4 protein-coding genes are annotated in these 4,324 nt (G+C 70.7%); 3 read left to right on the plus strand and 1 reads right to left on the minus strand.

Annotated features, from left to right (window positions below; translation table 11 throughout):
* Nucleotides 1–109: 109 nt before the first annotated feature.
* Entirely contained in the window at nt 110–1,327 is a 1,218-nt protein-coding gene (locus QZ271_RS11925; protein ID WP_291431755.1) for a Mur ligase family protein, read from the minus strand.
* Between the two features lie 64 nt (nt 1,328–1,391).
* On the opposite strand from QZ271_RS11925, the gene purE reads away from it, so the two are divergent.
* The 3 genes from purE to QZ271_RS11940 all read left to right on the plus strand — a co-directional run bounded on the left by purE (nt 1,392) and on the right by QZ271_RS11940 (nt 4,288).
* Complete coding sequence (gene purE / locus QZ271_RS11930; RefSeq protein WP_291431757.1) at nt 1,392–1,931, plus strand: 5-(carboxyamino)imidazole ribonucleotide mutase; 540 nt, start codon at nt 1,392–1,394, stop codon at nt 1,929–1,931.
* Entirely contained in the window at nt 1,928–3,058 is a 1,131-nt protein-coding gene (gene purK, locus QZ271_RS11935; RefSeq protein ID WP_291431759.1) for a 5-(carboxyamino)imidazole ribonucleotide synthase, read from the plus strand. The genes purE and purK overlap by 4 nt, the downstream gene beginning before the upstream one ends.
* A 78-nt stretch (nt 3,059–3,136) precedes the next feature.
* Nucleotides 3,137–4,288 (plus strand): VanW family protein, encoded by a 1,152-nt coding sequence (locus QZ271_RS11940; protein WP_291431761.1) that lies wholly within the window; start codon nt 3,137–3,139, stop codon nt 4,286–4,288.
* Nucleotides 4,289–4,324: the final 36 nt, after the last annotated feature.

Below are 4,324 nucleotides of genomic sequence, written 5' to 3' on the forward strand. Positions count from 1 at the left end.
ATTTGAAAGCAGCTTCTTAGCAATTTATAGGGCTGAATTCAGATTCTGAGCAATTTACCCTGCTGAGCAGTTACCAACGTACTTTCTTCTGCTATGCGCTCCGCGCGGTTTATCTACAAGATAAACGCAGTGTGCTTAGCTGCGTGCGGGCGTGCCCGGCGAGGTACAGGCTGCCTGTGATCAGCAGGGTGCCGCCGGGCGGGGTGAGAGCCAGGGCGCGGGTCAGGGCGCGGGTCATGTCCGGGATGGCTTCTCCGCCGTGCGTGACGGCGAGTTCCTGGGGGGGCGTGGCGAGGTCGCCGGGCGCGGTGAATACCCGTTGCGCGGCCACTGTCAGCAGGGGGGCCAGGGTGGCGGCGGTGTCCTTGCGGGCGAGGTTCCCGAACAGCAGCGTGTCTGCGTGCGGTACGGCCTGGGCGAGGGCCTGCGTGGCGTGCGGGTTGTGCGCGCCGTCGATCAGGACCGTGCGGCCGTGTACCAGGAAGCGTTCCAGGCGGGCGGGGTGCGTGGCGTTCAGGGCGGCGTCCACGCCCTGCCCGTACCCGAGGGTGCGCAGGGTGGCGGCGGCCAGCGCGGCGTTGCGGTGCTGGTGCGGTCCCTCCAGCCGGGGCGGGCGTGGCAGCGTGAACAGGTCCGGGTGGGTGTCCGGGGTCAGCAGGGGAGCCCCGGCCTGCGCGGCGGCGGCAGTAATCACGGTCAGGGCCGCGCCGGTCGCGGTGGTCAGCAGGGGCACGCCGGGCTGGGCGGCGCTGGCCTTGTCGGCGGCAATGGCGTTCACGGTGCCGCCCAGTACGCCCACGTGATCCAGGTCCACGTTCGTGATGAGGGTCGCCGCCACGCGCGTCAGGGCCTGCGTGGCGTCACTGCGGCCGCCCACGCCAGCTTCCATCACGGCGACCTGCACCCCGGCCCGCGCGAACTCCTGGCAGGCGAGGGCCAGCGTCAGGTCGAAGAACGCGGCGTCTGGCACGCTGGCCTGCGCCCAGCGGATGAACGCGTCGGTGCGGGCGGGGGAGAGGTTCACGCCGTTCACGCGCACGCGCTCCTCGAAGTGTGTCAGGTGCGGGCTGGTAAAACGGCCCACCGGTACGCCCGAGGCCAGCAGGCCCGCTTCCAGCATGGCGCAGGTGCTGCCCTTGCCGTTCGTGCCGATCACGCGGACGCTCTGAAAGGCCCGCTGCGGGTCACCCAGACGCGCGAGCAGCGCCGCCGCGCCGTGCGGTCCGCGCGCCCGGCCCGCGCGGGTCCGGGAATACAGCCAGGCGTAGTCCGGGTGGGTGGAAGGCGGGCCTGGCGTGCGTGCGGGGTCGTCGTGCTCGGCGTTCACCCACGCAGGCTAGCGCGACCGGCCCGGACGGCGCGGCGGCGCTGACCCTTCCGGGCCGGGTAGGATGCGGGCCGTGAATGATCTTGCAGTCCAGGCCGCCCCCAGGGTGGGCGTCGTGATGGGAAGCCGCAGCGATTTCGAGACCATGCGGGGCGCACTGGACGCCTTGCGGGACCTGTCCGTGCCGTACGAGGTGCGGGTGCTGTCCGCGCACCGCACGCCGGACTTGCTGTCCACGTACGGCGCGCGTGCCGAGCGGCTGGGCTTTACGTGCCTGATCGCCGGGGCGGGCGGCGCGGCGCACCTGCCGGGCATGCTGGCGGCGTTCACGCGCGTACCGGTGCTGGGCGTGCCGGTGCAGTCGCGCGCGCTGAGCGGCCAGGACAGTCTGCTGAGCATCGTGCAGATGCCGGCCGGGGTGCCCGTGGCGACCTTCGCGATTGGTGCGGCGGGCGCGAAGAACGCGGCGCTGTTCGCGGCGGCGATGCTGGCCACGACCGACGATCAGGTGCGCGCCCGCCTGGACGCCTTCCGGACTGCGCAGACGCAGGCGGTGCTGAACGATCCGTTCTTCGACGGGCACCCCCAGGCGGGTGAGGCGTGACCACGCCGGGCCGTGAGCGGACGCTGGGTATCCTGGGTGGCGGGCAGCTGGCGCAGATGCTGGCGCTGGCAGCCATTCCGCTGGGCGTGCGCGTGACCGTGTTGGAACCCGACCCGCAGGCCCCGGCGCGTCTGTGTGCCCTGCACCTGTGCGCGCCGTACACCGACCCGGCCGGGCTGGACGAACTGGCCGCGTGTGACGCCGTGACCCTGGAATTCGAGAACGTCCCGGTCGAGGCGCTGGACGCCCTGCGCGGCCGGGTGCCCGTGCGGCCCGGCGCGGACCTGCTGGCCCGCAGCAAGCACCGCGCCCGCGAGAAACAGGCCCTGCGGGGCGCGGGAGCCGTCACCGCCCCCTTTGAGGTCATCGAATCCGCAGGGGACCTGAGCGGCGCGCTCGGCCGCGTGGGCGGGCGCGGCGTCCTGAAAACCAGCGAACTCGGGTATGACGGCAAGGGTCAGGCCCGCGTGAACACGAACGCCGAACTGCGCGCCGCCTGGGACGCCCTGGGCGGCGTGCCGTGCGTGCTGGAAGGCTTCGTGGCCTTCGAGCGCGAGGTCAGCCTGGGCGTCGCCCGCAGCGCGGATGGTCAGGTGGCGTTCGGGCCGCTCGTGGAAAACGTGCACGCAGCCGGCATCCTGCGCACCAGCGTGTTCCCGGCGCGGGTTCCGCACGGCACGCAGGCGGCCGCCCGTGCCATGGCGCGCGCCGTGGCAGACGCCTGGGAACTTGAGGGCCTGATGACCCTGGAGTTCTTCGTGCTGCCCGGCGGGGACCTGATCGTGAACGAGGTCGCGCCGCGCGTGCACAACAGCGGTCACCTCACCCAGGACGGCGGCGGCCTCAGCCAGTTCGAGGCGCAGGTGCGGGCCGTGCTGGGCTTGCCCCTGACCGACTGGGCGCCGCTGCTGCCCTGCGCGATGGTGAACGTGGTCGGGGCCGCCGGACCGGACGGCCAGCCACTCACCCCCGACTGGGCCGCCACCGACGCCCTGAGCGGCACGCGCGTGCACCTGTACCACAAGGACTGGAGGCCCGGGCGCAAACTCGGTCACGTGAACCTCGTCGCCCCGGACCCGGATACCCTGCGGGGGCGGCTGGCCGTCCTGGAATCCCTGATTCCCTAAGCCCGCCGCAACGGCACGTCAGGATTCGCGCAAGCTCGGCTCACGGCCCGCCAGGTGCGGCGCCCTAGGCTGGGAGCCGTGAAGCGCCTCACCTGCACCCTGACTCTCGCCCTGGTCGCCTCGGCGCACGCCGCCGACTTCAAACTCATCCTGAAGGACGAGGCCAGCTCCATCCAGAAAGGCGAAGTGAAGACCACGGCCATCGTGAAGTCCTGGGCGGTGCCCGCAGAGGCGGTCGGCGCCACCCGCAAGGCCGGGCGCCTGAGCACCACCCTCACGCCCATCCTTGACGGGATGGAACGGACCATCAACGCGCGTCAGGCGAAACCCGCCGTGTTCCGCAACGTGAAGGGCAACTGGGTCGCCACCGACCAGACCGGCTGGACCCTGGACCGGTCTGCGACCAAGGCCAACCTCCTGAAGGCCATCCTGGCCGATAAGGACACCGCGCAGGTAGAGGTGAAACGCACCCAGCCGGGGCGCAGCGTGAAGGTGCTCGCGCAGCGCGGCGTCCTGTGGCACGTCGCCACCGGCCAGAGCAGTTACGCGGGCAGCCCGGACTTCCGCGAGAAGAACGTGCTGGTGGGCGCCAGCAAACTGGATAACTTCTTCATCGCGCCTGGCCACGAATTCAACTTCAACGAGGAGATCGGGCAGATCGACGCCAGCACCGGCTTCGTGAAAGGTTTCGTGATCAGCGGCGGCACCCTGACCAAGGAGGACGGCGGCGGCATCTGCCAGGTCAGCACCACCATCTTCCGCGCGCTGTACCAGGCGGGCCTACCCATCACCGAGCGCCACGAGCACAGCCACCGCGTGACGTACTACGACCCCGTCGGGTACGAGGCCACCGTGTACGCGCCGGGCAAGAACCTGCGCATGAAGAACGACACCGGCAAGCACCTGTTCATCCAGGCCAGCTGGGACACCGCGCGCCAGACGCTGCGCTTTGACGTGTTCGGCGCGAACACCGGCCGCGACGTGACCATCAGCCGGCCGGTCGTCACGGACTTCAAGGCGCCTGCCGACCCCAGTTACAGTCCCGATGACCGCGTGGCGCCCGGGGGCCGCCGCCTGCTCGACCAGCCTATGCAGGGCATGACCAGCGTCATCACGCGCACCATCAAGGCCGGCGGCAAGACCATCAGCACCGACACCCTGAAAAGCGTGTACAAACCCTGGGGAGCCGTGTACGGCGTGAACCCCGCCGACCCCCGACTCAAGCAGTAATACGGACTGCGATTGATTCGCTGCACTTCCGAATCC

Origin of the sequence: Deinococcus sp. (assembly GCF_018260555.1) — a bacterium.
GTDB lineage: Bacteria > Deinococcota > Deinococci > Deinococcales > Deinococcaceae > Deinococcus.